Annotated in this window: 23 protein-coding genes; 21 read left to right on the forward strand and 2 right to left on the reverse strand. The window is 47.2% G+C overall.

Annotated elements, in window-relative coordinates:
- Nucleotides 1-134 precede the first annotated feature (134 nt).
- Nucleotides 135-638 (forward strand): DUF1572 family protein, encoded by a 504-nt coding sequence (locus tag NYE58_RS18370; protein ID WP_341002578.1) that lies wholly within the window; start codon nucleotides 135-137, stop codon nucleotides 636-638.
- A 70-nt stretch (nucleotides 639-708) separates the two neighbouring features.
- Here NYE58_RS18370 and NYE58_RS18375 read toward each other — a convergent pair whose 3' ends face one another.
- Entirely contained in the window at nucleotides 709-1,578 is an 870-nt protein-coding gene (locus tag NYE58_RS18375; RefSeq protein WP_341002579.1) for an AraC family transcriptional regulator, read from the reverse strand.
- Between the two features lie 123 nt (nucleotides 1,579-1,701).
- Here NYE58_RS18375 and NYE58_RS18380 point away from each other — a divergent pair, with 123 nt between their 5' ends.
- The 8 genes from NYE58_RS18380 (at nucleotide 1,702) to NYE58_RS18415 (ending at nucleotide 10,877) form a co-directional block, all read left to right on the forward strand.
- Nucleotides 1,702-2,760 (forward strand): Gfo/Idh/MocA family protein, encoded by a 1,059-nt coding sequence (locus tag NYE58_RS18380; protein WP_076276545.1) that lies wholly within the window; start codon nucleotides 1,702-1,704, stop codon nucleotides 2,758-2,760.
- The gene (locus NYE58_RS18385) at nucleotides 2,757-3,614 is read left to right on the forward strand and encodes a sugar phosphate isomerase/epimerase family protein (protein ID WP_076218098.1); all 858 of its coding nucleotides are present in this window, start codon (nucleotides 2,757-2,759) and stop codon (nucleotides 3,612-3,614) included. The genes NYE58_RS18380 and NYE58_RS18385 overlap by 4 nt, the downstream gene beginning before the upstream one ends.
- Before the next feature lie 24 nt (nucleotides 3,615-3,638).
- Nucleotides 3,639-4,532, forward strand: a complete 894-nt coding sequence (locus NYE58_RS18390) for a sugar phosphate isomerase/epimerase family protein (RefSeq protein ID WP_036677301.1) — start codon at nucleotides 3,639-3,641, stop codon at nucleotides 4,530-4,532.
- 144 nt (nucleotides 4,533-4,676) lie between these two features.
- Nucleotides 4,677-5,810 (forward strand): amidohydrolase/deacetylase family metallohydrolase, encoded by a 1,134-nt coding sequence (locus tag NYE58_RS18395; RefSeq protein ID WP_341002583.1) that lies wholly within the window; start codon nucleotides 4,677-4,679, stop codon nucleotides 5,808-5,810.
- Between the two features lie 13 nt (nucleotides 5,811-5,823).
- Nucleotides 5,824-6,876, forward strand: coding sequence for a DgaE family pyridoxal phosphate-dependent ammonia lyase (locus NYE58_RS18400; protein ID WP_445671788.1), 1,053 nt, complete (start codon nucleotides 5,824-5,826; stop codon nucleotides 6,874-6,876).
- Nucleotides 6,869-7,624, forward strand: a complete 756-nt coding sequence (gene dagF / locus NYE58_RS18405) for a 2-dehydro-3-deoxy-phosphogluconate aldolase (protein WP_076184626.1) — start codon at nucleotides 6,869-6,871, stop codon at nucleotides 7,622-7,624. The genes NYE58_RS18400 and dagF overlap by 8 nt, the downstream gene beginning before the upstream one ends.
- On the forward strand, nucleotides 7,617-8,633 hold the full coding sequence (locus NYE58_RS18410) for a sugar kinase (RefSeq protein WP_341002585.1): 1,017 nt from the start codon (nucleotides 7,617-7,619) through the stop codon (nucleotides 8,631-8,633). The genes dagF and NYE58_RS18410 overlap by 8 nt, the downstream gene beginning before the upstream one ends.
- Nucleotides 8,634-8,846: 213 nt before the next feature.
- On the forward strand, nucleotides 8,847-10,877 hold the full coding sequence (locus NYE58_RS18415; RefSeq protein WP_341002587.1) for a hypothetical protein: 2,031 nt from the start codon (nucleotides 8,847-8,849) through the stop codon (nucleotides 10,875-10,877).
- A gap of 104 nt (nucleotides 10,878-10,981) precedes the next feature.
- Here NYE58_RS18415 and NYE58_RS18420 read toward each other — a convergent pair whose 3' ends face one another.
- Nucleotides 10,982-11,521 (reverse strand): GNAT family N-acetyltransferase, encoded by a 540-nt coding sequence (locus tag NYE58_RS18420; protein ID WP_076276549.1) that lies wholly within the window; start codon nucleotides 11,519-11,521, stop codon nucleotides 10,982-10,984.
- 294 nt (nucleotides 11,522-11,815) lie between these two features.
- On the opposite strand from NYE58_RS18420, the gene NYE58_RS18425 reads away from it, so the two are divergent.
- The 12 genes from NYE58_RS18425 to NYE58_RS18480 all read left to right on the forward strand — a co-directional run bounded on the left by NYE58_RS18425 (nucleotide 11,816) and on the right by NYE58_RS18480 (nucleotide 22,912).
- Nucleotides 11,816-12,709 (forward strand): LysR family transcriptional regulator, encoded by an 894-nt coding sequence (locus NYE58_RS18425; RefSeq protein WP_076276550.1) that lies wholly within the window; start codon nucleotides 11,816-11,818, stop codon nucleotides 12,707-12,709.
- Nucleotides 12,710-12,828: 119 nt separating this feature from the next.
- Nucleotides 12,829-13,344 carry a GNAT family N-acetyltransferase gene (locus NYE58_RS18430; RefSeq protein WP_076218976.1) on the forward strand — a complete coding sequence of 172 codons (516 nt, stop codon included), beginning with the start codon at nucleotides 12,829-12,831 and terminating at the stop codon, nucleotides 13,342-13,344.
- A 4-nt stretch (nucleotides 13,345-13,348) separates the two neighbouring features.
- Nucleotides 13,349-14,206 carry a transporter substrate-binding domain-containing protein gene (locus NYE58_RS18435; RefSeq protein ID WP_076218975.1) on the forward strand — a complete coding sequence of 286 codons (858 nt, stop codon included), beginning with the start codon at nucleotides 13,349-13,351 and terminating at the stop codon, nucleotides 14,204-14,206.
- Between the two features lie 34 nt (nucleotides 14,207-14,240).
- The gene (locus NYE58_RS18440) at nucleotides 14,241-15,026 is read left to right on the forward strand and encodes an amino acid ABC transporter permease (RefSeq protein ID WP_076218974.1); all 786 of its coding nucleotides are present in this window, start codon (nucleotides 14,241-14,243) and stop codon (nucleotides 15,024-15,026) included.
- Nucleotides 15,023-15,733 (forward strand): amino acid ABC transporter permease, encoded by a 711-nt coding sequence (locus NYE58_RS18445; RefSeq protein WP_076125553.1) that lies wholly within the window; start codon nucleotides 15,023-15,025, stop codon nucleotides 15,731-15,733. The genes NYE58_RS18440 and NYE58_RS18445 overlap by 4 nt, the downstream gene beginning before the upstream one ends.
- Nucleotides 15,730-16,482, forward strand: a complete 753-nt coding sequence (locus NYE58_RS18450; RefSeq protein ID WP_076125552.1) for an amino acid ABC transporter ATP-binding protein — start codon at nucleotides 15,730-15,732, stop codon at nucleotides 16,480-16,482. Before NYE58_RS18445 ends, NYE58_RS18450 begins: the two co-directional genes overlap by 4 nt.
- An 11-nt stretch (nucleotides 16,483-16,493) precedes the next feature.
- Nucleotides 16,494-17,510 (forward strand): LLM class flavin-dependent oxidoreductase, encoded by a 1,017-nt coding sequence (locus NYE58_RS18455; protein WP_341002588.1) that lies wholly within the window; start codon nucleotides 16,494-16,496, stop codon nucleotides 17,508-17,510.
- Nucleotides 17,511-17,559: 49 nt separating this feature from the next.
- On the forward strand, nucleotides 17,560-18,741 hold the full coding sequence (locus NYE58_RS18460) for an amidohydrolase (RefSeq protein WP_076276552.1): 1,182 nt from the start codon (nucleotides 17,560-17,562) through the stop codon (nucleotides 18,739-18,741).
- Nucleotides 18,738-19,910 carry an N-methyl-L-tryptophan oxidase gene (gene solA, locus NYE58_RS18465; RefSeq protein ID WP_341004277.1) on the forward strand — a complete coding sequence of 391 codons (1,173 nt, stop codon included), beginning with the start codon at nucleotides 18,738-18,740 and terminating at the stop codon, nucleotides 19,908-19,910. The genes NYE58_RS18460 and solA overlap by 4 nt, the downstream gene beginning before the upstream one ends.
- Complete coding sequence (locus NYE58_RS18470; protein ID WP_076190340.1) at nucleotides 19,910-20,389, forward strand: DinB family protein; 480 nt, start codon at nucleotides 19,910-19,912, stop codon at nucleotides 20,387-20,389. Before solA ends, NYE58_RS18470 begins: the two co-directional genes overlap by 1 nt.
- A gap of 75 nt (nucleotides 20,390-20,464) precedes the next feature.
- Entirely contained in the window at nucleotides 20,465-21,811 is a 1,347-nt protein-coding gene (locus tag NYE58_RS18475) for an LLM class flavin-dependent oxidoreductase (RefSeq protein ID WP_076125544.1), read from the forward strand.
- A gap of 207 nt (nucleotides 21,812-22,018) precedes the next feature.
- The gene (locus NYE58_RS18480; RefSeq protein WP_081383282.1) at nucleotides 22,019-22,912 is read left to right on the forward strand and encodes an ABC transporter permease; all 894 of its coding nucleotides are present in this window, start codon (nucleotides 22,019-22,021) and stop codon (nucleotides 22,910-22,912) included.
- Nucleotides 22,913-22,916: the final 4 nt, after the last annotated feature.

The raw sequence follows: 22,916 nt of genomic DNA on the forward strand, positions 1-22,916 counted from the left end.
AACTCTACTCAGGAGCTCGGATAAGAATGTAACAAATCATTGTGGCATAAAAATAGCATTGGTACTGGATTTCATTTGACAGTAGAGATGAGTTTGGTAAAATTTACATAGGTTATATCAATAGGAGGTTAGCAATGGATATCGCCATTGAGTTAATTGAAAGTATGTTGGTTAAATTTAGATCGGAAAAAAAATGGACGCTCCAAGCAATCGAGCAATGTACCCAAGAGGATATTACATGGTCCCCAACCGTGGAAAGTAACAGTATTGCAAATTTGGTTGCTCATATTAGCGGGGCAGTACACTCACGAATTGAAACCATTCTTTTAGATATTCCTGATACAAGAGATAGAGAGAGGGAGTTTGAAAGAGGTCTAGAAATGACAAAAGAGCAAGCTATAACCATGACCAGGAATGCTTTTGATATTATTATCCAATATCTTGAACGGCTCCAATCTAACCCGGAGTTATTGATGTCACAACCCTTTCTTAATTTGCCACCACTTACATATAGCCAAGTAAATAACGAGACCACTGCTCTTAATCTCATGATAGCGATGGTGAGAGAAGTCCATTATCATACAGGCCAAATCATCTATGCAGCAAAAATAAGAAAGGGACAGCTTGTATGGCAATAATAATTTAACTAGAGGAACGTTGCATACACTAACAAAGGACTGCCAAGAGGCAGTCCTTTGTTCACTCTAACTAGAATCCCCTCACACTGCTAGGGGTTACTTTTTTATGCTTTTTGAAGGTGCGGCTGAAATAGTAGATATCGCTGAAGCCGGTAGTGGCAGCGATTTCAGAAATCGTTAGCTGGGTATGGCGGAGCAAATAATCTGCACGGTCTAAACGGACAGCATTTACATATTCCGATATCGTATGCCCAGTTAGTTCTTTAAAGAGACGGCTGAAATGGAAGCGGCTTAGCCCCGTTAGCGCCGCAAGTTCGTCAACTTGAATCGGTTCCTGGTAATGGGTATCGATATAACGCAAAACAGGTGCGAAGCGTTCAACGGTCTGAATACGCCTCTCTTGCTCAGCTTGTGAGAGTACGGTGACGATATGTCTGCGCAACAACAGCGTTAACAGGCGGTATAGCTCGGACTTGACGGCCAGCTCGTAACCAAATTCGCGACGTTCCAGTTCCCGAATAATCGCCAAAGCACAGTCAGTAATATGCTGATCCCCCCGGATATGGTTACGTAACAGCAGCTGGTTCCGCTGAATCGGGGCGATGAACTTGGTTTCGGCAGCGTCGCTTACCGCACTATGCAGCAAAGAAGTATCTGCAATAATCGCATAATACAATAAATCAGAAGAAGCGCTTACCCCATAATGCAGCTCGTTGCTGTTCACAGCAACTAAATCGCCAGCCCGAACGTTGATCGGTGTTCGTCCGCACTCGAAAACAGCCTCACCACTTTCAATAAATATAAACTCAAGATGCTCATGCCAATGATGTGGGAACAACATAACTCCTTCTTGGTTGAAACGCTGGGTATGTACTTTAATCGGAAACTCGGGATCCGGCATGTCCATGGGTTCCTGTAGATGTTTATCATAGTCCAACATTTATAGACTGCACCTCCTATAGCACAATTGTACAAATGAAACCGCAAGGCTCTGCATGGTGTTTAGGGTTGAAATCATTATAATACGAATCATAACCTATGCAAAATAAAGGAGCGAGTGTTAATGGATAAGATCAAAATTGGCGTAATAGGAACGGGCTCTATCTCCGGCATGCACTTAAGTGCTTATCGGAATAATCCGCAGACAACCATATATGCGGTATGTGATCTGAATGAAGAACGTGCACGCGAAGTGGCTACAGAATATAACGTCGAGAAAGTATACACGGATTACCGTGAATTACTGGCCAATTCCGAAATAGATGCAGTAAGCATCTGCACATGGAACAACTCTCATGCCGAGATCAGCATCGCGGCGCTTGAGGCAGGCAAGCATGTGCTTGTGGAAAAGCCGCTTTGCCGTACGGTTGAAGAAGCGCTTCAGGTACAGCAAGCAGTGGAAAAGAGCGGCAAGATTTTGCAAGTAGGCTTTGTACGACGTTATGACTCCAATGCCCAGCTCCTTCAGACGTTGGTGGAACAAGGAGAATTCGGCGAAATCTATTATGCAAAAGCAACGACGTTCCGGAGACTAGGCAATCCCGGCGGCTGGTTCAGTGATATTGAACGCTCCGGCGGCGGACCGCTGATCGATATTGGTGTCCATGTGATTGATCTATGCTGGTATTTGATGGGCCGTCCGAATCCAGTATCGGTAAGTGCTAACACCTACCGGAAGCTCGGCAATCGTTCTAATATTAAGAATCTCTCATTCTATAAAGCCGCCGATTACGACGCAGCGAACAATACGGTGGAAGATTTAGCAAATGCACTGATTCGCTTTGAGAATGGAGCTTCGCTGATGGTCGATGTCAGCTTTACACTGCATGCCAAAGAAGACGAGCGTTCAGTACGCCTGTACGGTGACAAGGGTGGTTTTGAAATTGATCCTGAGATAGTCCTTGTTAAAGAACAGGCGGATACGATCGTCAATACCTATCCGCAGACCGATAATAAGGGGTTTGAGTTCAACAGTGCATTCCAGAATGAAATTAATCATTTTGCGAGCAACATCAGTACCGGCTCTACACCGATTAGTCCTGTGCAAGACGGCGTTACAATTATGAAGATACTCGGCGCGATCTATGAATCCGCAGCCAAAGGTGAAGAGGTGAAACTATGAAGTTAGGAATCAGCACTTACAGTCTGCATTCAGCTTTTTCGACGGGTGAGCTCACGCTTGAAGGTGTCATTGAGACGATCGCCGATCTGGGCGCAGAACATGCGGAGATTGTACCCTTAGGTATTAATCTGGTTGAAAATCCTGAGCTAATAGATCAGATTGTACGAACAGCAGCGGGTCGTGGACTAGAGTTATCCAATTATGCTATCGGGGCGAACTTTGCCGGGCTGGAGACAGCGGAAATGCAGCGGGAAGTCGAGCGGGTAAAGCGGGAAGTAGACGTGTGCGCGGCATTAGGCATTCAGCGGATGCGGCATGATGTAGCCTCCTCAAACGATCTATCCATCAAGCATTTTTTGGAAGAGCTTCCACGTTTGGCTGAAGCCTGCCGAGAAATTGCCGATTATGCCGCAGGTTTAGGCATTACGACCAGTGTGGAGAATCATGGATACTTTATTCAGCACAGCGATCGTGTACAGGCGCTGGTTCATGCGGTGGGTAGAGACAACTTCCGTACAACACTCGACATTGGGAACTTCCTGTGCGCAGATGAGAACCCGCTAATAGCTGTACCTAACAACATCAAGCTTGCTTCAATGGTGCATTTCAAAGATTTCTATATTCGTCCGCAAGACCGCCAGCCTGGCGAAGGTTGGTTCCAATCCTCCGGTGGAAACTGGTTGAGAGGTGCCATCGTTGGTCAAGGAGACATCGATATGCCGAGTGTAATTCGAATCGTTAAGGAAAGCGGTTACGATGGATATATCTCTGTAGAATTTGAGGGAATGGAAGAGTGCCGTAAGGGAACAAGACTGGGGCTGGAATATATCAAGCGGGTTTGGAACCAAATCTAATTCATTATACTGGAGGATTATGCCATGGTTAAACCAATTATTACTAATAAAATCGGTGTTATCGTAGACAGCTTTCAGGTTGGAGTGAAAGAGGGATTGCGCAAGGCAAAAGAAGCTGGGGCAGATGGAGTTCAGATTTATGCGGTACAAGGCGAATTTGATCCCGCTACTCTCTCTCAGTCAGCACGCCGTGAATGGAAGGATTACATTGCATCGCTGGGTTTAGAAATCTCTGCCCTCGTTGGAGATTTAGGCGGACATGGCTTTCAGGACCCTGCCCAGAACCGTGCCAAAATTGAAAAGTCCAAGCGCATTATGGAGCTGGCCAAGGAGCTAGGTACAGATATCGTAACTACACATATCGGTATTGTTCCCTCTAATCCAGCCAGTAAAATCTATGAAACCATGCACATTGCGTGTGAGGAACTTAGCAGATATGCACATGAGATGAATTCTTATTTTGCGATTGAGACTGGGCCAGAACCCGCAGCACGTCTGAAGACGTTCCTCGACGGTCTGGGTTCCAGAGGGGTTTCCGTTAATTTTGATCCGGCCAATATGGTCATGGTGACTGGTGATGATCCGGTGCAAGGTGTTCATACTCTAAAAGACTACATTGTACACACCCATGCTAAAGATGGTCTCAAGCTTGCCGATATCGATCCACGCGATGTTTACGGTCAATATGGTTATGAAGCACCAGCATTAGACCATGAGAAAATCGCTGAAATGGCCGAGACCGGCTCGGCATTCCGTGAAGTTCCGCTCGGAGCGGGTTCTGTTGATTGGAACAACTATCTGCAAGCACTGAACGACATCGGTTATACAGGATTCCTGACCATAGAACGGGAAGTTGGCACTAATCCGGAGGAAGATATCCGCCAGGCTGTGAATTTTTTAAAGGGTTTTCGGGTCTGAACACGGTAGTGATAAAGAATAAATAGTTCATCCAAACAGTCCCTGTGAAAAAAGATCCTACATCCATTGGGACTGTTTGTGTTATAGAGTGTGCGGGAAAGACCTAGGACGGTAATGTTCTGAATTTGGAAAGAAGGTGTGACGATGACAGCAGAACGTTTGCTCCTCCGCCGGGCGAAAGTCCTGAATGGAGCGGAAGTGGACATTGTCATAGCTGATGGCAACGTAGTCCAGATTGTTCCCGGTGGCACCGCCGAAGACCATGGTTTCAAGGTCGTGGAAGCCAATGGGGCGCATGTCTCTAGCGGCTGGGTAGACTTGCATGTACATGCGTTTGCAGAATTGAATCCGTATGGAGACGAGATCGATGAAATCGGAATCAAATGTGGTGTGACTACGCTCGTGGACGCAGGTAGCTGCGGAGCGGAGCGTATTGGTGGGCTGGCAGAGGCGGGGAAAAAGTCAGCAACGCAACTGCTTGCTTTTCTTAACATTTCAAAGATTGGCCTGATGCGAATTGACGAGTTGTCCCAATTAGAGTGGATTGATCATGAAAAGGTGCTTCAGGCGGTAGTTGCTTATCCTGAATTTATCGTAGGCTTGAAGGCCAGAATCAGCAAAAGCGTAGTGGGTGACAATGGCATTCAACCGCTTCAACATGCACTGGAGCTTTCGGAAAAGACCGGGCTGCCACTGATGGTACATATAGGCTCCGCACCGCCGGATATCCGTGAGGTTTTACCGCTACTTCAACGCAACGACGTGATAACCCATTATCTAAATGGCAAAAGCAACAATTTGTTCGATAAGGAGAATCTACCGCTCCAGGTGCTGAGAGATGCTATTGAGCGTGGAGTTCACTTGGATGTGGGACATGGTACGGCTAGCTTCTCGTTCGCTGTGGCCGAGGCGGCCAAACAAAACGGTATTGATCCGGATACGATCAGCACAGACATATACAGAGGCAACCGTATGAATGGTCCCGTCTACTCCATGGCGAATCTGTTGAACAAATTCCTTGCACTGGGATATTCCCTTGAAGATACAATTGCACGGGTGACGAGTAGAGCAGCTCAGTGGCTGGGACGCCCGGAACTTGGGGAGATTCGGATCAACAACAAGGCGAATCTGACCCTTTTTCGTGTGACGGATGAGAAGATTGAGCTGGTAGATTCTGAGGGGGAAAGCCGGGTAGCGCAGCAAACCATTCAAGCAATAGGAGTGATCATAGGTGACAAATACATGGAATGCGAAATACGGCCTGAAAAGAGTTATTAATGCAAGCGGCCGGATGAGCATCCTCGGGGTATCGGCACCGACCGATACGGTGATGGAAGCTATGCGTCAAGGCGGACAGAGTTATGTGGAAATCGCCGATTTGATGGATAAAGCGGGGGATTATGTTGCACGTCATACAAGTTCTGAAGCAGCGGTGATCGTGAACTCGGCTTCCAGTGGAATTGCTTTATCCGTGGCGGCGCTGGTAACCCGCGGTAATATTCGTACAAGTCTACGGCTCCATCAGGATAGCATTGTTAGAAATGAAATTGTGATGCTAAAAGGTCATAACGTACAATACGGTGCACCAGTGGAAACCATGGTTTATCTCGGCGGCGGTAAAGTGGTGGAAGCAGGTTATGCCAATGAAGGACGGGCGGAGCATTTGGCTGCTGCGATCTCGGATCAGACTGCGGCTATCTTGTATGTCAAATCTCATCATGCTGTTCAAAAGAATATGATCTCTGTAGAGGAAGCTTGGGCTGTGGCCCAAACTCATAACGTGCCGCTTATTGTAGATGCTGCAGCGGAAGAGGATCTGCAGAAATACGTGCAAATATCCGATCTGGTCATTTATAGTGGCTCCAAAGCCATAGAAGGTCCAACATCCGGACTTGTGGCGGGAAAACGTCTTTATATTGAATGGCTGAAAGTGCAGCTTCACGGCATTGGACGCAGCATGAAGGTTGGTAAGGAAACATCCTTCGGCCTGATGCAAGCGTTGGATGAATATGCTCACAAACAGGATACAAGCGAAAAGGAAAAAGCTACGCTCCAATTGCTGATGCCGCTCGACGGGCTTCCCGGAATTCGGGTAACTATCGTGCAGGATGAAGCAGGCCGGGCGATTTACCGTGGACGCATCCATGTGGACCCGAATCAGTGCGCAATAACAGCACTTGAGCTGTCCCAGCAGCTTCAACAAGGTGAAGTAGCTATTTACACTAGAGACTATGGGGTAAGGCAAGGTTATTTTGATATTGACCCGCGTCCGCTAATGGGTGATGACATAGAAATGATTACAGCGAGGATAAGGGAATTGACAGGAGGGGCAAGCAATGTCTGAAATTAACAAGCGGTTCTATAAAGGTCGGGTGGCCTTAAACGTATTGGCTAAGGATATAGAAAATGCCAAAGAGGTGTTTGCTGCTGCCGAAGGTTATGTACTGGTCGGTGTATTGTCCAAAGACTATGCAACGGTAGAGGAAGCCGTGCAGGCGATGGAGGCGTATGGGCGGGAAATTGACGGTGCGGTATCAATAGGACTAGGTGCGGGTGATAATCGGCAAGCTGCTGTTGTTGCAGAGATTGTCAAATCCTATGCTGGCAGCCACATTAATCAGGTGTTCCCGGCAGTTGGTGCGACCCGTGCCAACCTTGGAGCGAAAGATAGTTGGATTAACAGCATGATCGCACCAACGGGACAACCTGGTTTTGTGAATATCTCCACCGGCCCGGCCAGTGCGGCACAATCTGTACCCGCTGTAATTCCCGTAAATGCAGCGATTGCATTGGTTCGGGATATGGGTGGAAATGCTTTAAAGTATTTTCCGATGCAGGGGCTGAGCCGTAAAGCGGAGCTAATCGCTGTGGCCAAAGCCTGTGCAGAAGAGGGTTTTGCGCTGGAGCCGACCGGCGGTATCGATCTGGACAACTTTGAAGAGATCTTGTCTATTATATTGGAAGCGGGAGTGCCGCAGGTAATTCCCCATGTCTATACATCGATCATCGATCCGCAGAGCGGAAGAACGAGAGTGGCGGACATACAACAGCTGTATCGGACGATGAAAAAGCTGGCGGATCAATATGCCTAAACATATCGCCGCTTTTGGTGAAATAATGATGCGGCTACAGGTACCGGGCTTTGAACTGTTATCTCAGGGTAACCTGCTGAAGTATTCGTTCTCCGGCACCGGAGTCAATGTACTGTCCGCATTGTCCCGATACGGACATCGGGGGACTTTGGTGTCCAGACTGCCTGCGAATCCTATTGGTGACGCAGCAACAGCCTATCTTCGGCGACTGGGCATCCAGCCGGAGCATATCCAACGCGGGGGCTCAAGTATAGGGATGTACTTTCTTGAAAACGGATTCGGGGCTCGCCCCTCCCGAGTGACTTATTCCGGTCGCCCGGAGAGCAGCTTCAATACTGCTCCTCCGGGTACTTATCCATTCGCAGAGCTGGCAGACCTCGCGGATACTGTTCATTTCTGCGGGATAACACTGGCAATGAACGATGATGTGCGAAAAGCGATGAAAACATATGCGGAAACGGTTAAGCAACACGGTGGCCTAGTCATTTTTGACTGCAATTACCGCCCATCGCTCTGGGGGGAGAGAGGCTATGAGCTGGCACGCTCCCATTACGAAGACATGCTGCATTTGGCCGACATCGTGCTGATGAATGAAAAAGACGCAATGCTAATCCTTGGTATGAAGCCCGAAGGAACTTCAAGAGAAGAACAACTTCAGGAGCTGATTCCCACAGTAGCTTCACGCTACAGTCTAAGTACGGTAGCAGGAACGCATCGGTCCATTCATGATGATAACCGCCATTCATTGCGCGGTTATATCTTCAAATCCGGTCGCTTCGCATATTCCGAGACCTTAAGTTTTCCGGTGCTTGATAGAGTCGGGGCTGGAGATGCTTATGCCAGTGGTATAATTCATGGTGAGCTGGAAGGTTTTGATCCTCAGCATACTGTAGCCTTTGCGGCCGCGGCCGGAATGCTAGCCCACACAGTAGAAGGAGACTCTCCGCTGGCCTCCGAGCAAGAAGTTATTGGTGTACTGACGGGTGCTGTAAAAGATATATTGAGATAAAGAAGAAGCTGCCTTACAGGAGAACAGGCCTGTGCGGTGGCTTTTTTTATCGCTACAAACACTGTACTTTTGTTCAGGCCAAGAATCAGATCCAATGGTTACAGGCTAGATTTGGTTTAATTCGATCTTTTTAAATAGGTGTAAAATCTCATTTTTTGCAACTTTATCCTCTATCCGGCGTCAAAGAAGAGAGAATAAGAAGGGGGAGCCTGTATGAAAAAGTTAAATCTACTAGCCCTTTTAGCAGTTATTTCAATGATCTTTGTTGGATGTGTCAATACAGGGAATAAAGATAAAGGGAATCAAACGCTAATCGATCTGAGTTCTGTGGACTCCATTACAATCCATAATGATAGCGGCGGATTAATAACCATAACGGACCAAAAGCTAATAGAACGTTTCAATAAAGCTATACATACTGCTGAGTATGACAACGCGAAGCTTGATATTGCAGCACCTGATTATGAGGCTATTGTTGAATTGAAGAATAAAGAAAACGAAAAATTCTCATTCTGGATTATGGGCAATAATAATGGTCTTTTCACCAAATCAGGAGTAAATGGGCATTACAAGTTATCTGAAACGGATAAGGCTGCTTTGCTTACCTTATTTCAATCAAATGATCAGCATGTAGAATCCGATAATCTAAAGATAGATGAGACCATCAAGCGAATCACATTAGCAAACGCTCTAGCACATGGTTCAGTGAATGCTAACATAAAGGATGAATACACAGATCATGAAACCATAGATATTTTCGTCCGAGCCATCCGTACCGCTGAACAAATACCAGGGAATTTAAATACCGCAACGCCTAACTACGATATCGTTCTAATTTCAGATAATAATAAATATGCCTTTCATTTATGGATTAACGAGACAAGCGAGCAGGGCATGTTAATGAATGTGAACGAAACGGATACAGGCTATTCAGATAATAATAAATATGCCTTTCATTTATGGATTAACGAGACAAGCGAGCAGGGCATGTTAATGAATGTGAACGAAACGGATACAGGCTACACACTTACTAAGGAATCAACTGCCGAGTTAAAAAAGATTCTGTTCTCGGAAGCAAAATTTAATGGTTTGGAGTTTAATACAGAACGGAACTCTATTGGAGATCTGGTGGCCAAACCGATTGACCTATCCGAAAATAACTATCTGTTAAACGGTGGAGCAGTAGTTGAACTGCAAGGGATCTCTTATCATACCATTCATCTTTTCTATGGCGACCATAATGCTGTCAACGCTGTATTAGCCCATGATCCTGCTACGGATGAGGTAAAGGTGAAATGGAGCGATGAGCTCAACGATTCCAATAATCTATGGAATAATGCTTTTATGAGCAACTATAATATGCTAATCCCGCTGGATGAGGATCATCTATTATTTCTGGAATCGGATGTGACGAAAAAAGCTGGGCAATATCATTTGTCCTCATATAATGTTCTTACAGGAAAGATTGAACGACTTCGGGAAAACTTCTGGCCGCTTTCTGATGATTATGATTACATTTATAAATTTCAATGGAAAGCTGATGAGCAAAAATTGTTTATGCAGAGTTATCTCGGCAATGTATGGATCTTTGATCTGAAAACAGGAAAGGACGATGTCCATCTTCTGAAATATCGCGTAATCCCACATTCGACGACCGGGGCGCCATCCCTGTTCCTCTCACCAACTTTTAAAAGATTTGTACATGATGATGAGAGCGGCGAATTAACCTTTTACGATAATAAAGGAGTTTCTCTTCGTACTGTACCGTTACCACAAGAGCAATATGTACCTTCTGAGAAAATAAAGTGGAACCCGGCGGGCACGATTGCCTGGATGGATACAGCAGAAGTCAACGAAAACCGAATTCTTGACATCGATATCGATTATCTGAAAATAGCTGCACAAAAAATTAATTTTTATAATCAGGATGGTCTTTCCATCGGCTCCATTAAGACTGAAGGCAACCATGAAGATACAGCTATTGAAGTTGTGGGGTGGATGGACGCTAATGTAGCCGTGATAAAATCCTATACTGTAGAACTTATACACAAGGATAATGTAGGGCTTAATGTTAAGGATGTTTCTTATTATCTCTATGATGTAAAAAAGAAGCAGAAGGGGGCAAGCTTTTCGTCCATCCCTTCCAGTGCTACCGTTACTACAGATCTTCGAATGGGCGATGCCGATAATACGGGGGAAATCACTGTGAGTTTTAAAGAAATCACTTATAAAAAAGAAAAATAAATAAGCCTCGGGAGTTCACCGTAACGATCACACAAGATCATTGGGGAAGCTTTCCGAGGCTTCTTTTTATATTTAAAAGACAAATATTTAAGAATTCTCGAATTCTATATTTGTCCCGCTGTAGAACGGACGGAGGACAGCAGGTCTAGCCGGAAGCCTTGTACTAGAGTGTCACCGTTCATAAGATCGGTCTCATACGCACGATTAAAGCCTAAGCGCTGGTACAGTTTGATGGCTGAAGACATCATTTCCGAGGTGTGCAGGTTCAAGGTGGTGGCACCCAACTGTAGTGATCTCCGTGCAGCATCGCGAATCAGAAGGGTTGCAACGCCAAGACCACGAGCGGATGGAGATACGGCTAGCAGACGTAGGATAGGGGAGTGAATCCCTAGCTCCGGTTTCCCGTAAGCCGTTTCCGAGGAGCTGAACAAGAGTGCGCTACCAACGATTTTCTTGTCGATTTCAGCGATGATCCGTACGAGCGGGGTATCACCATGAACGGAATCAAGAAGCGATTTCCGATACTCCAGCCACAACGGCTCAGGCATGATCTCCGAATATTGGTGGTATGCATCTAACAGCACTTCGGCGATAGCATTACGATCTTTATTCTCAGCTTCATGGATAATGATCTTTTGTGACATGTTTTCGCTATCCCCTTTCAGACAAATGTAATGTTCATTCGAATGAAATTATTATATATGATAATTCCCAGTGGAATAAGAGGTGTTTTATAATTCTGATATAGGAATAGAAAAGTTCTATATGAAATAAACATAACGTTTGATTCAAAATCCGATTGATTTACATGGAATTAATTGTTGACAAAAAATAGGGTGATGACTAAGATATAAACAAAATCTATAGGAAAGCATCGCTATAATTCATTGTTTTTTCATCGGAATAGTAAAATTAATAAAAGCATAGGGGGATTAGGGATGAACATTGAAAATATTGAGGCCTTTGTCTACATCAATCATTATGGAAGCTTCAATAAAGCGGCCGAAGTCCTATATATCTCACAGCCGACAGTAACGGCCCGGATTCAATCGCTAGAAAGGGAACTGGATTGCAAAGTGTTTGATCGGTTGGGGAAGCAGATTAACCTGACGGATAAAGGTAAACAGTTTCTACCCTATGCCCAGCAGATTCTCCAGATTTATCAGAACGGAAAATATCAGGTTCAGGCTAAGGGGCACATTCCAAATGAACTGAGAATCGGCAGTACGGTCTCGGTTTCCAATTATTTAATGCCCCATCTGATGCTTCATTTAAAGCGCAGATATCCTCATATCACAATCAAGCTGATGACAGCTTCTACGGAAGTATTGACTGAAAAGTTAAAATCGAAGGAGCTTGATTTGGCTTTTATCCGTAAGGTCGTAAATCCGGCAATTCAAACCTTTCCATTCTGCGAGGACCCCATCTCACTGTATGTACATGAGGGACACCGCTTTGCTGAAGCACAGCGGGCTTCACTGGAGGATATCCGCCAGGAGACGTTGGTTTTTTTTGAATGCGGATCTTTGGATTGGATGCGGCTGCATCGTGTATTTGAGAGTATGGAACAGCCACCGAAGATTGAATATCAGGTAGATAACCTGGAGACAGCCAAAAAGCTGGTATTGAAAAAAGCAGGCATCTGTTTCCTTCCCGCCCTCAGTGTGCAGGAGGAAGTGGCGGTTGGGTCGCTGATCCGGGTGGATATTGCGGAGACGGAAGGCATCTCCTTACGAACCAGCCTGATTTCGCTAAATGGAGAGAACGCAGAATTCATCAAAACCCTGCTAGAACTGGGGATTGGTAAAGTGGGAGATCGACTAATTGTATAGATGTATTAAAAAACTCTATTAGCGCATGGACACATGCAGTGATAAAGTTAATTGCATATAATCACGACTATTTCGATAGGGATTATAAAGTTAATTTTCGAAAGGCTGGAGGGCATGTGATGAGTGAGGTATACAGGCTGGCAGAACTGAAGGATGCGGAGCAATTGCTAGATGTTACATATCGTGCCTATCAGCTGATTCGTGAACTCGGACTGCATTGGCCGGCGGCCACAGCCGACTTGGCGCTTATTGAAGACAATATAGCTACGAATGAGTGTTATGTGCTTGAAGTTGACAGAACGATAGTTGCGACCATAACCCATTCAAAAGAAGAAGAGATTAAGAAGATTAGCCCATTGCCTTTTATCAAATGGTTTGCTGCCCATCCAGATTACAGTAACAGAGGTTATGGTGGAAAACTTTTGGATTGGGTGGAAGAGAACATTATTGCTGGTCAGTTAGGTTCGGCTGCAGTCACGCTGGCAACGGCGAAGAAACATCCGTGGTTGGTTCAAATGTATGAACGCCGGGGGTACGAACGGTTTTTAGAACTGGATCAGCAGAACGGTGACGGCATTATGTATCTGATGAAAAAAACACTTACAGACAAACCACAGTTCATACAAAGGGGATAAAACAATGAAAAAGTCCATTTTACTAGTATTTGCATCGGTATTGACACTGGCGATTGCCGGCTGCGGAAACAACAGTAACAGCGCTAGCAGCAATCAGAATGGAAATGCAGCAGAAGCTGCGGCACCGGCAAAGGATTCGGCAAAGGTAACTAAGATCATTGTGGGCACGGGTACTGCTTTTCCGAAAGTCTGCTTCATAGATGAGAACGGCAAACTCACCGGATTTGATGTGGAACTGCTCAAAGAAATCGATAAGCAGCTGCCAGAATATGAATTCGAATTTCAAACCATGGATTTCAGCAATCTGCTGCTGAGCCTGGAAACCAAAAAAATCGATTTGGTCGCCCATGTCATGGAGAAAAATCCGGAACGGGAGCTGAAATACTCTTTTAACAAAGAAGCCTATGCCCACTGGAGAAACCGCATTGTAGTGGCAAAGGATAATAATTCAATCCAATCGCTTGATGACCTCAAAGGGAAAAAGGTGCTTGTAGGTGCAACGAGTGCACAAGCACAAATACTCGAGAACTACAATAAAGAGAATGACAATGCGATTGATATCGTGTATCAGAATGGTGCAGCGAATGATACCGTCGCACAGATTAGTACTGGGCGTGTGGACGCTACGCTGGCTGCAGATTTTGTCCTGCCGATCATTGATCCGCAGAGTCAGCTAAAAGCAACGGGCGACGAGCTATCCTCCGCGGACATTCTCTATGTTTTCCGTAAGGATGATGCCGATTCACAAAATCTGTCAGATGCGATTGACAGTGCGATTAAAGAGCTGAAGACAGACGGCACACTAGGCAAGCTTAGTACGGAATGGTTGGGTGCGGATGTTACAGCGGATTCGGTGAAATGATTGAGCCGGTGAGCACGGGAAGGGGGGGGAATATATGGGCGCACAGTTTGATATCAGCTTTGTATTTTCGTTTTTGCCTAAGTTACTAGGGACTTTAAGCACCACGCTTCTGATTGTCGCCTGTTCTCTACTGACAGGAATTCTTGTCGGCTTTCTCGTAGCTCTGCCAAGACTTTATAAAGTGCCTGTGTTAAAAACCATCTCCGAAATCTATATTTCTTTTTTTCGGGGAACTCCGATTCTTATCCAGCTCTTCTTGTTTTATTATGGTCTGCCCGAAATTATGAAGCTGGTTCATGTCGATATGACCCGGACTCCGGTGCTTGTTTTTGTGATTCTTACTTACGGGCTGCATACGGGGGCATACATGTCCGAAATGATCCGGGCTTCTGTAATGGCGGTGGATAAGGGGCAGGTAGAGGCTGCTTATGCTACAGGGATGACGGGGTTTCAAGCCTTTACGCGAATCGTGCTGCCGCAGGCGCTCGGAATCGCAGTTCCGGTATTCTCCAATCTGGTGATTGCTCTACTGAAAGATACGTCATTGGCCTTTACTCTTGGGGTGATGGAAATGTCAGGTAAAGCACAGACGCTAGGCAGCTTAACTCAGCACTTTATTGAAACGTATATCGCGCTTGCGCTAATCTATCTGGTCATCAGCTTTACAATCGAGAAACTGCTGCTTATAGCAGAACGCCGGCTGCTGCGGCATGAGAAACGGAATACACCGGAGAAAAAAACGTTCAAAATCAACAAAAGCTGGTCCTACCGCCGCATCATTGCTGAACTTGGACCGGGTAAAGGAGGTAGCGGATTATGAAGCTGGACCCATCTTTTATCTGGACTGCTCTGGTGCAAATTTTAAGTGCAATTCCTGTGACCTTATCTATTACTGCTGTCTCAGTACTCATTGGATTTGTGATTGGTGTGGCTGTAGCGTTGATCCGGATATACAGAATTCCGCTGCTGTATCCGCTGGCTGTCGGTTATGTTACGTTCATCCGCGGGACACCCATGCTGACGCATCTTTTGCTTATCTATTTTGGACTTCCCGTGTTAATCGATGGTCTGGCAGTGCAGTTCGGCTGGAGCTTCAGGTCGGTAGCCATTCCGATGATCGGTTTTGCCTATATTTCGTTCTCGATTACAGCGGGAGCCTATATGTCCGAGGTTGTCCGTTCCGGTCTGCTTGCTGTGGATCGCGGTCAGCTGGAAGCGGCCCATTCTATCGGAATGACCACGCCCCAGGCACTGCGGCGGATTGTTTTTCCTCAGGCGCTGGCGGCGAGTCTGCCTAATCTGTCAAATTCGGTAATTGGTATGCTGCATGGATCTACCCTTGCTTTTACCGTTTCGGTGGTGGATATCAATGCTAAGGCGCAAATTGTAGCTTCAACGAACTGGAAGTTTTTTGAGGCTTATCTGGCGGCAGCACTGATTTTCTGGGGACTTACGTTCCTAATCGAACGCGTGACGTCGCTGATTGAAAAAAGAATTAATCTGTACAATCGAGGTGGAGTAGCATGATCAAGCTTGCGCAAATTTCGAAGTCATTTGGTCGGAATCAGGTGCTCAATAATATAGATTTAACGGTGACGAAGGGTGAAGTTGTCGTCATTCTCGGTCCCAGCGGCTCAGGAAAAACGACACTTTTACGCTGTGTAAATTATCTGGAGAAGCCAAGCAGCGGAGAGATCGCCATCGGCGATTTCAAAGTGAACTGCAAACATCCCCGCAAAAAGGAGATTCATCTGCTCCGGCAAAAAACGGCAATGGTGTTCCAGCAGTACAATTTATTCCGCCATAAAACCGCGCTGGAGAACGTGATGGAGGGACTGCTGATTGTCAAAAAGCTTCCGAAGGACGAAGCGAAAAATCGGAGTATTGCCCTGCTTGAAAAGGTTGGTCTTGGCAGCAAGCTGGACGCCTATCCAAGTCAGCTGTCCGGAGGCCAGCAGCAGCGGGTTGGCATTGCCCGTGCCTTGGCGCTCGAGCCGGAGGTTATATTGTTCGACGAACCCACATCGGCGTTGGACCCAGAGTTAGTGGGTGAGGTGCTGGCCGTCATCCGTAAAATTGCCAAGGAAGGCATCACAATGATTGTGGTGACTCATGAAATGGGCTTTGCTCGCGATGTGGCGAATCATGTGGTTTTTATGGACGGAGGCGTCATTGTTGAAGAAGGGACTCCGGCAGAGCTGTTTAACCATCCGCGCGAAGAAAGAACGAAGCAGTTCCTGAAGCGGATCACACCTGAATTTAACTATTCCATATAGGAGGAAAAATAATGGCTATTACAATCAGCGTACTTGATCAAAGTCCGATCTATCCGGGAGAAACGCCGGAGGAAGCATTCCAGCATACGATCAAGCTGGCACAATTGTCCGAAGAGCTTGGATTCCACCGGTTCTGGGTTTCGGAGCATCATGACTCCGAGCAGGTAGCCGGCTCTTCCCCGGAAGTACTTATCTCACATCTTCTGGCTAAAACAGAGCGAATCCGCATTGGCTCCGGTGGCATCATGCTCCAGCATTACAGCCCATATAAGGTAGCGGAGAACTTCAATGTGCTGTCCACACTGGCTCCTGGACGAGTGGATCTCGGTGTGGGACGTGCTCCCGGTGGACTCCCACGTAGCACACAGGCACTACAGCAGGGAAAAGCTGAAACCCCAGACCTGACGGATAAAATCATCGAGCTGGAAAAATATGTACATAACCACCTCGAAGAAAACCATCCGCTGGCAGGGTTGAAGGCAGGTCCCCTTCCTGGTATTCCTCCTGAGTTGTATGTCCTTGGCGCGAGTGTAAGCAGCGCGGAAATTGCCGCTGAACTGGGGTTACCGTACGTATTCTCCCTGTTTATTAACAGCGATAAGGCGGTAGCGCTGGATGCCATTCGTGCTTACCGCAGCGGTTTCGCTTCTTCACAGGGCAGACAACCGCAAGCCATTATCGCTTTAGCGTTAGTGGTGGCTGAGACTGAAGAGGGAGCGAAAGAACTGGCAGGTGCGCATAAGCTGATCCGGATTCAACTGGCGAGCGGGAAGAAGCTGACAGTAGGGACCTTGGAACAGGCGGAAGAATTTGCCCGCCAGAGCAATGAAGCCTACACGATTGAAGAGCTGGAACCAGAGATTACCAAAGGAACTAAATCATCTGTCCGCGAACAGTTGTTGAAACTTTCAGAGGCATCCGGTGTCGAGGAGTTCATCATAACGACGAATGTACAGCCTTTTGATAAACGGCTCCGATCCTTTGAGCTACTGAGTGAAGCAATCGCTGAAGTGGCGGCAGAGGCATAAAGCGGGCTCGGTATCACACAGGAAATCGTGTAAAGGAGGGTGACTGTATATGACAAGTAAAGCTAAAGAGTTGAGTGCGGAAGCGCTTGAAGAAGAATTAATCGGGATACGCCGTCATCTGCATCGGCACCCGGAACTGTCCAATGAAGAATATGGCACAACAGAATATATTATTTCCCTGCTGGAGCGGGCAGGAGTCAGGATCGTAGAATACGGTCTGTCTACCGGCGTGATCGTAGAGATTGGCGGCAAAAAGCCCGGTTCGGTCATCGCACTGCGCGCAGATATTGATGCCTTGCCAATCCAGGAGGAAAGCGGAGTATCCTTCGCTTCATTATATCCCGGCAAAATGCATGCCTGCGGGCATGATTTCCATACGGCTGCCTTGATTGGTGCCGCCTATCAATTGAAACAGCGAGAGCAGCAATTACAGGGAACGGTGCGCCTGTTATTCCAACCAGCGGAGGAGAAGGCGCAGGGTGCACAGCGAATCATTGCTAGCGGGGCACTAGTAGACGTCCGGGCAGTGATCGGGCTGCATAACAAGCCAGACCTGCCAGTCGGAACCATCGGTATTAAGGGTGGTCCTTTAATGGCAGCAGCTGACGGGTTTGTGATTGAAGTGCAGGGTGGTAGTTCTCATGCTGCCGTTCCGGAAGCTGGCATAGACCCGATTGTAGCGGCTTCGCATATTGTGACGGCATTCCAGTCCATTGTAAGTCGCAATGTCAGTCCTCTGCAGAGTGCGGTGGTCAGTGTGACGCAGATTCACAGCGGCAATTCATGGAACATTATCCCCGAAAAAGCGGTGCTTGAAGGGACGATCCGCACCTTTGATGAAACGTTGCGCAGCAAAGTGCTGGAGCGGTTTCAAGAAGTGGCGGTCGGTGTAGCAGCGGCTCTTGGAGCAGAAGCTACCGTTCGCTGGATAGAAGGGCCACCTCCGGTTATCAACGATCCCTCCCTAGCAGCGCTTGGAGTTGAATCGGTCGAAGCTCTTGGCTACCGAGCGATTCAGCCAGAGCTTTCTCTGGCTGGAGAGGATTTCGCATTCTATCAGCGCGTGGTACCCGGACTGTTCGTTTTTGTAGGTACTGAAGGAAGCCAGGAATGGCATCATCCGGCCTTCAATCTGGATGAACGTGCACTCCCTGTGGCAGCACGTTTCCTTGCGGATGTAGCTGTACGATCCCTAGTGCAGTACAGTCCCGATGGAGGTGCAGAATTATAGCTGAACATAACAGTTACGATGTAATTATCGTCGGCGCAGGCTCGATGGGCATGAGTGCCGGTTACTATCTTGCGAAGCGCGGAGTGAAGACGCTGCTAATTGATGCCTTTGATCCTCCACATACACAGGGAAGCCATCACGGGGAAACGCGGCTGATCCGGCATGCTTACAGTGGTGATCCCGCCTACATTGATTTGGCTCTGCGGGCAGATCGTTTATGGAAAGAAGCTGAGCAGTTGAGCGGAATAGAACTGCTTGTCCGCTCGGGCGTTTTGAATCTCGCAGATAGTGCAGTGTATTCCTTCAGCGGTCGTCTCGCGGAAGCAAAGAAACGGAAGGTGCAGGTCCAGCATCTGGATGCCGGAGAGATCCGGCGGCGCTGGCCGGGATTGAACATTCCGGAAACATTCGCAGCAATGTATGAACCAGATGCCGGGTATTTGTACAGCGAGCGCTGTATCTCCGCCTACCGCCAGCTTGCCCTTGGACAGGGTGCGGAACTGTTGACGAACACTTCGGTAGTAAACATCACCGCCCGCGAAAGCAGTGTAACAGTTTATACAACAAACGGCGATTATCACGGAGCGTCAGCTATCCTTAGTGCTGGAGCCTGGTTTGGTGCGTTAGCGCCTTTTGTGCATTTGCCAATCAAGGCGATCCGCAAAGTTGTGGGCTGGTTTGAGAGCTCACCTGCTTTTGCAGCCGGTAACTTCCCTGGCTTCACGCTAGGAGCTGAGGAAGGTGGCTATTATGGCTTTCCCAGCATTGCTGGAGCCGGTCTGAAGATCGGCCGGCACGATACGGGGCTGGAATGGAAACCAGGCACACTACTTGCTCCCTTTGGCAGTGAAACCAGCGATGAGCAAGACCTCCGAAGAGTACTGGAGACTTACATGCCGGGTGCAGCTGGCCGATTACTTAAAGGATCTGTATGCAAATATGAGCATACACCTGATGAAGATTTCATTATTGACCGCCATCCGCTCCACTCCAATGTGCTGGTAGCCGGAGGGTTCTCAGGGCATGGTTTTAAATTTTCTAGTGTTGTAGGTGAAATACTTGCTGATTTGGCGACAAGTGGAGCTACCAACCACAACATTCAACCTTTTGCGTTATCACGTTTTACACCTGATCATTCGCAAGCAGGCCTAATTTTGGAGGGGATTTAATGAGCAAAGTTCAAATTAGCAATTTTTTAAGTACGCACAACCAACTGGTGCATGCAACCGCAGGGTTATCAGAGGAACAGCTGAAATGGAAGGCAGCACCAACGAGTTGGAGTATTACTGAGGTGTTAGCCCATCTAGCTGATCACAGCATTGTGGTTTCGTTCCGTATCCGTGATATTCTCGCTGCTACAACTGCGCAGCTGCCAGTCTTCAATCAGGACACTTGGGTCAGCGGCCAGTACGCCAATAGTGGTAGTGCTTCCGATAGTCTGGAGTTGTTCCGCAGCCTGCTTTATTATAACAGTCTATTGTTTGAACGACTCAGCGCAGAGGATTGGGAGAAAAGCGGGGTTAACTTCAAGGGGGAAAACGTTAAAATTTCCGATATCGTCCATAGCTTCACCGCACATGTAGAGAGACATCTTGGCCAGATTGAGCGAATCAAGCAGGGCGCAGCCAATGCATCGTTCGTGCAATGAATACTTTCATAGTTAGTTTTGCATGAAGTAAAACCTGGGAATCGTATGCTCACAAAACTTTTAGGAGGAATGAACATGACCAAACCAAAACAACTGAAGCTAGGCGCACTGCTGCATGGAGTAGGAGGCAGCACGTCGATGTGGCGCCATCCTGATGCTAAGCCGGATGCAAGTGTAAACTTTGAATTATACAAAGCGTGGGTACAGAAGGCAGAAGAAGGCAAGCTGGATCTGATCTTCATCGCAGACGGTTTGTACATTAATGAAAAGTCCATTCCGCATTTCCTTAACCGATTTGAACCGCTGACCATTCTTAGCGCACTCGCCGCCGTCAGCACCAACATCGGTCTGGTTGGTACCCTTTCCACCTCCTACAGTGAACCGTTTACCGTCGCGCGTCAATTCGGCTCACTGGATGTAATCAGCGGTGGCCGGGCCGGCTGGAATGTGGTGACTTCACCGCTGGAAGGCTCTGCCTCGAATTACAGCAAAACAGAGCATCCTGACCATGGCAAGCGTTACCGTATTGCTACCGAATATTTGCAGGTGACACGCGGATTATGGGATTCCTGGGAGGATGATGCGTTTGTTCGAGATAAAGAAACAGGTGTATTCTTTGATCCGCAAAAAATGCATACCCTGGACCATCAAGGAGAGTTCTTCTCCGTGAAAGGACCGCTCAATATTGCTCGTTCGAAGCAGGGGCAGCCAGTCGTGTTTCAGGCAGGTTCCTCAGAAGTTGGTAAAAATTACGCCTCAAAGGAAGCGGATGCTATCTTCACTGGCCACGAAACGCTAGAAGATGCCCAGGCATTCTATAGCGATGTTAAGACACGGGTAGCTTCATTTGGCCGGGATCCGAATGAGGTGCTGATCTTTCCTGGTATTGCACCAATCATTGGCGACACATCAGAGGAAGCAGAGCGTAAATATCAGGAGGTTGCTGGTCTCGTGACGATTGAGAATGCACTGAACTATTTGGGCAGATTCTTCGAGCATCATGATTTCTCGCAATATCCGCTGGATGAACCGTTCCCTGAGCTTGGCGAGTTGGGGCGTAATAGTTTTCAGAGCGGCACGGATAAAATCAAAAAGGACGCGAAGGAGAGAGGCTTAACACTAAGACAGGTCGCCTTACAATCCGCTACCCCGCGCAGCAGCTTTATTGGCACACCTGAGCAAGTGGCTGATCAGATTCAAACCTGGTTTGAGGGTGGAGGAGCAGACGGATTTATGATCGCAGCTGCTGTTCCTAATGGACTGGAGGAATTCGTCGATCGGGTAGTGCCGATTCTTCAAGAGCGGGGCCTGTTCCGCACTGAATACGAAAGTAGCACCCTGCGTGGAAATCTCGGTATTCCATTGCCAGAGAACCGCTATTCCAAGGCTTCACAACCGGTAGGGCAAAAAGCCGTACATTAACAATAATAATTTGAATCGAATAATTAGCTTTCGTCATAAAAAATGTAACGCAGCCGTTTAAGGCTGCGTTTATTTGCGTGCGAGCGGAGCTTGTCTAACAACGTAAGCGCTTTAAAGAACCAATCAGAGCAATAGATAACCAATCACTGTTATATAGGCAGGGTTCCCGCTGCACCTTATGATAGAAATATCAAGGAGGGATGTAAATTGTACGCTAAGTTCTACAAGTACCGATGGCAATATTTAATGATTCTTCCGGGAGTGCTGTTGCTATTTTTGTTCAGCTATATTCCGATGGCAGGGATTCAGGTCGCCTTCCGCGACTTTCAGATTGGCACCTCGATCTGGAACAGCACATGGGTGGGATTAGACAACTTTTCTTTCCTGCAAGATCCCCAGTTTTTAACTGTCGTCAAAAATACGTTATATATATCTGTGCTTAAGTTCATCTTCGGATTCCCGGCACCGATTCTACTGGCACTGGTGATTAACGAGGTAACCCGGCCTGTATTTAAGCGATTCGTGCAATCGGTCAGCTATTTGCCTCATTTTTTCTCATGGATTGTAGTCGCTTACATCCTGCAGTCTTTTCTGACTTTGGATGGTGGGCTGGTCAATCAGTTCATCGAGAAAGCAGGCGGTGATCCTGTATTTTTTCTAGGTTCCACGGAGTGGTTCCGGCCCATGGTTATATTAAGCGGCTTGTGGAAAGAGACCGGATGGAACACGATTCTCTATTTGGCTGCGATCACAACGATTGATCCGCAATTGTATGAATCCGCCAAAGTAGAGGGTGCAGGAAAGCTAGCCCAGATTCGGCATATCACCTTCCCGGGTATTCTACCGACAATATCGATTGTGCTAATTCTGAGTATCCCAAGCCTGATTTCAGTAGGGATGGATCAGATTTATCCGCTGATGAATTCTGCTAATCAAGGGGTCGCGGATGTACTGGATACGTATATCATCCGCAACGGATTGCAGCAGGGATATTTTGGAATGGCGACCGCAGTGGGGTTGTTATCCTCAGTGATCAGCTTGATATTGGTTGTTTCGACTAATCAGTTATCCAGAAAAATAAATGGTGAAGGATTATGGTGATGGC

Source organism: Paenibacillus sp. FSL L8-0708 (genome assembly GCF_038009325.1).
Classification (GTDB): Bacteria; Bacillota; Bacilli; order Paenibacillales; family Paenibacillaceae; genus Paenibacillus_AQ; species Paenibacillus_AQ odorifer.

Bases quoted from the DNA above. Each gene is read 5' to 3' on its own strand.
- NYE58_RS18370 (WP_341002578.1), top strand. From the start codon at position 135: ATGGATATCGCCATTGAGTTAATTGAAAGTATGTTGGTTAAATTTAGA.
- NYE58_RS18375 (WP_341002579.1), bottom strand. From the start codon at position 1,578: ATGTTGGACTATGATAAACATCTACAGGAACCCATGGACATGCCGGAT.
- NYE58_RS18380 (WP_076276545.1), top strand. From the start codon at position 1,702: ATGGATAAGATCAAAATTGGCGTAATAGGAACGGGCTCTATCTCCGGC.
- NYE58_RS18385 (WP_076218098.1), top strand. From the start codon at position 2,757: ATGAAGTTAGGAATCAGCACTTACAGTCTGCATTCAGCTTTTTCGACG.
- NYE58_RS18390 (WP_036677301.1), top strand. From the start codon at position 3,639: ATGGTTAAACCAATTATTACTAATAAAATCGGTGTTATCGTAGACAGC.
- NYE58_RS18395 (WP_341002583.1), top strand. From the start codon at position 4,677: ATGACAGCAGAACGTTTGCTCCTCCGCCGGGCGAAAGTCCTGAATGGA.
- NYE58_RS18400 (WP_445671788.1), top strand. From the start codon at position 5,824: ATGAGCATCCTCGGGGTATCGGCACCGACCGATACGGTGATGGAAGCT.
- dagF (WP_076184626.1), top strand. From the start codon at position 6,869: ATGTCTGAAATTAACAAGCGGTTCTATAAAGGTCGGGTGGCCTTAAAC.
- NYE58_RS18410 (WP_341002585.1), top strand. From the start codon at position 7,617: ATGCCTAAACATATCGCCGCTTTTGGTGAAATAATGATGCGGCTACAG.
- NYE58_RS18415 (WP_341002587.1), top strand. From the start codon at position 8,847: ATGAAAAAGTTAAATCTACTAGCCCTTTTAGCAGTTATTTCAATGATC.
- NYE58_RS18420 (WP_076276549.1), bottom strand. From the start codon at position 11,521: ATGTCACAAAAGATCATTATCCATGAAGCTGAGAATAAAGATCGTAAT.
- NYE58_RS18425 (WP_076276550.1), top strand. From the start codon at position 11,816: ATGAACATTGAAAATATTGAGGCCTTTGTCTACATCAATCATTATGGA.
- NYE58_RS18430 (WP_076218976.1), top strand. From the start codon at position 12,829: ATGAGTGAGGTATACAGGCTGGCAGAACTGAAGGATGCGGAGCAATTG.
- NYE58_RS18435 (WP_076218975.1), top strand. From the start codon at position 13,349: ATGAAAAAGTCCATTTTACTAGTATTTGCATCGGTATTGACACTGGCG.
- NYE58_RS18440 (WP_076218974.1), top strand. From the start codon at position 14,241: ATGGGCGCACAGTTTGATATCAGCTTTGTATTTTCGTTTTTGCCTAAG.
- NYE58_RS18445 (WP_076125553.1), top strand. From the start codon at position 15,023: ATGAAGCTGGACCCATCTTTTATCTGGACTGCTCTGGTGCAAATTTTA.
- NYE58_RS18450 (WP_076125552.1), top strand. From the start codon at position 15,730: ATGATCAAGCTTGCGCAAATTTCGAAGTCATTTGGTCGGAATCAGGTG.
- NYE58_RS18455 (WP_341002588.1), top strand. From the start codon at position 16,494: ATGGCTATTACAATCAGCGTACTTGATCAAAGTCCGATCTATCCGGGA.
- NYE58_RS18460 (WP_076276552.1), top strand. From the start codon at position 17,560: ATGACAAGTAAAGCTAAAGAGTTGAGTGCGGAAGCGCTTGAAGAAGAA.
- NYE58_RS18470 (WP_076190340.1), top strand. From the start codon at position 19,910: ATGAGCAAAGTTCAAATTAGCAATTTTTTAAGTACGCACAACCAACTG.
- NYE58_RS18475 (WP_076125544.1), top strand. From the start codon at position 20,465: ATGACCAAACCAAAACAACTGAAGCTAGGCGCACTGCTGCATGGAGTA.